The 2,870-nt window shown below is 36.0% G+C and carries 3 protein-coding genes; all 3 read right to left on the bottom strand.

Features of this window, described 5'->3' with window-relative positions; translation table 11 throughout:
- On the bottom strand, positions 1 to 500 hold a 500-nt coding region (locus tag Megvenef_RS08500), incomplete at its 3' end, for a transposase (RefSeq protein WP_322776251.1).
- A 179-nt stretch (positions 501 to 679) separates the two neighbouring features.
- Positions 680 to 2,077, bottom strand: coding sequence for a dihydrolipoyl dehydrogenase (gene lpdA / locus Megvenef_RS08495; protein WP_322777505.1), 1,398 nt, complete (start codon positions 2,075 to 2,077; stop codon positions 680 to 682).
- 134 nt (positions 2,078 to 2,211) lie between these two features.
- Positions 2,212 to 2,870 (bottom strand): Hsp20/alpha crystallin family protein (locus tag Megvenef_RS08490; RefSeq protein ID WP_322777504.1); only part of this gene is annotated, 659 nt, incomplete at its 5' end.

Raw genomic sequence — 2,870 nt, 5'->3', positions numbered from 1 at the left:
GGCCTGCCTTGCCAAGCTTTAACATCGTCCATGACATCATCAGTAATTCTACTAACAAGGCTTTCGCTAATGTCAGCCCCGTATAGTTCCTGAATCTGAAGTTTAATATCTGATAGACTCATTCCTTTGGCGTATAAGGATAGAATTTTTTGATCTAAACCTTCAATTCTTGTTTTTCTTTTGGGAATGATTGCAGGTTCAAACTCAGCATCTCTATCCCTTGGAACGTCTATTGTAATAAGGCCATTATCAGTGATTAGATTCTTTTGAGATACACCGTTACGGGCGTTATTAGAAGTGATAATACGATCGTATCTGTCATAACCTAGATGATTATTCATCTCTGCCTGTAAAGCTTTTTCCACAAGACGTTTTGTTAGTTGTTTCAATAACCCGCCTTTGCTTAAAACATTCGATAGATCTACTTCTTTACTTACCAGTAAATCTATCGCTGCGGATATAGCTTCATTATTCTTATTATTGATAGTGTTTTTAGTCATATTTTATTCCTCTTAGTTATATTAATTGATTATATAACCTATAAGGAATTTACACACTTAGATGGACAGACCCGACATTTTTGTCATTGCAACAGGTCTTCATTTATAAGATATGACAAACCAATGTAGTAATGGTGTTGTGTCTTGTAGGGCTTAGTTAGGTAGAGTTGTAAAACACTCTACAAATTGATCGTCCTTTTCTCGATAGCCAGCGCTGCTTCTTTGATTGCTTCGTTAAGAGTTGGATGTGCATGACAAGTTCTTGCTATGTCTTCAGAAGCTCCGCCAAATTCCATATAAGCCACGACCTCGCCAATTAACGTCCCAGCATCTGGACCAATGATATGCGCTCCTAGGATGCGATCAGTTTTTGCGCAAGCGAGAAGCTTGACCATACCGTCAGTATCACCCACACTTCTAGCGCGTGAATTAGCCAAAAATGGAAATTTTCCAACTTTATAATCCACACCGTTTTTCTTCAACTCTTCCTCTGTTTCGCCGACTGAGGCTACTTCTGGGTGAGTATAAACTACACCAGGTATAAGCTTATAATTTACGTGTCCAGCCTGTCCATTCATAATCTCAACGGCTGCTATAGCTTCTTCTTCAGCTTTGTGTGCTAGCATAGGTCCCTTAATTACATCGCCAATAGCGTAGACATTTGAGATATTTGTTTGAAAATGATTATTTACGTTAATTCTAGAACGGTCGTCCAAAGCAATCCCTGCCTCTTTCAAGCCAAGGCCATCAGTATTCGGCCTTCTGCCAACTGAGACGAGCACTACATCACAAGATATTTGAGATTGTTTTGAGTCGCTAACTCCGCTTAGGGTTATGGTCAGGCCATCCCCTTTTTTCTCTGCTTTTAGTACTTTGGTATTTAGTATGAAATTAAAGCCTTGTTTCTCTAAAATTTTGTGGAACGACTTACCAATTTCACCATCAAGTGCTGGGACGATACGATCAGAGAATTCTACAACAGTTACTTTACTACCAAGTCTTTTCCAAACAGAACCTAGTTCGAGTCCTATATATCCACCACCAATTACCACAAGGTCTTTTGGCACCTTTGGTAATGATAAAGCCCCAGTTGAAGAAACTATTGTTTTCTCATCAACAGTTACACCTGGGACATCAATAACTTCTGAACCAGTAGCGATTAAAATATTTTTTGCTTTAATTTTTTCAACACTGGATCCATTGGTAATTTCAATGGTATTTTGGTCAAGAATTTTGCCAGTACCAACAAGTTTAGTAATTTTATTCTTAGCAAAAAGTGATTCAATTCCTCTGCATAGATCATCTACAACTTTATTTTTCTTCGATAGCATCTTCCCTAAATCGAGTTTAACAGTTGCATTGATGCCTATGTCTGCAAAATGCTCCCTAGCATCTTCATATTTTTCTGAAAAATTTAGTAACGCTTTGGATGGTATGCAACCAACATTCAAACATGTTCCCCCTAGAGTCTTACGTTTTTCAACACATGCTACCTTCATTCCAAGTTGCGAAGCTCTTATAGCACCAGTATAGCCACCAGGACCACTTCCAATAACCACCAAATCAAACTCTTGCATAACTAAATTTCTTATATAATTATAAATTCAACCCGCAAATGATAGCACATGAAATAATTCAATGACAACAAAAAGCAAGTTTAGCTTCATAAACAAGATACTCAGCAAGAGTTTTGGGATCACAAGTTCAAATCCTAATTTATCAGAATTTGTTTGGGCTCTAATTTTTTATCTTCGGCTCTTGGTAGAACTATTGTCAGTACCCCATTTTTTAGGTTTGATGTAATAGAATTGGTATTAACATCTTTTGGCATTAATAATCTATGCTGGAATGAATTACGGTATTCTTGGTTAAAGAATGATTTTTCTTTATCATCTTCATTCTCGATAGTCTTTTTACCGTTTATTATCAAATAATCACCATGTGTTTCTATTTTTAATTCTTTTTTGTCAAAACCAGGGCAATCTATATTTAGAATATATTGTTTATCATAAGCTGCTATGTTGGTATATATTCTATTACTATTAGTCAAAATATCATCAAGATTATCCCAGTTTTTTAGGAACGGTCTACTATGAAATCTATCTAATTCTTGGAACAGTTGATTGACTTGTCTTTTGTAGTCTTCAAAATAAGTATCTTTTGAATTATTAACGCTTTGTTGTTCAGTGGTAGTTTTTGGATCTTCTGTTTTTTCACCTAGTTCTTTAGACAAAGCTGCACTATGGCAAAAAAGAACTGTACTTAATAACCCTACCGCACAAATAGTACGTTTTGTTGGTAAATATCCCAAAGAGGTGTTTTGAGTTTTAATCTTAGAGTTTGTCATATTAACTAATACCTCAATTTGAA

The sequence above is a fragment of the Candidatus Megaera venefica genome, assembly GCF_034554655.1.
GTDB classification, from domain to species: domain Bacteria; phylum Pseudomonadota; class Alphaproteobacteria; order Rickettsiales; family Rickettsiaceae; genus Megaera_A; species Megaera_A venefica.
Note: the sequence above shows the minus strand (reverse complement) of the source record. Positions and strands in the feature narration are given on the sequence as shown.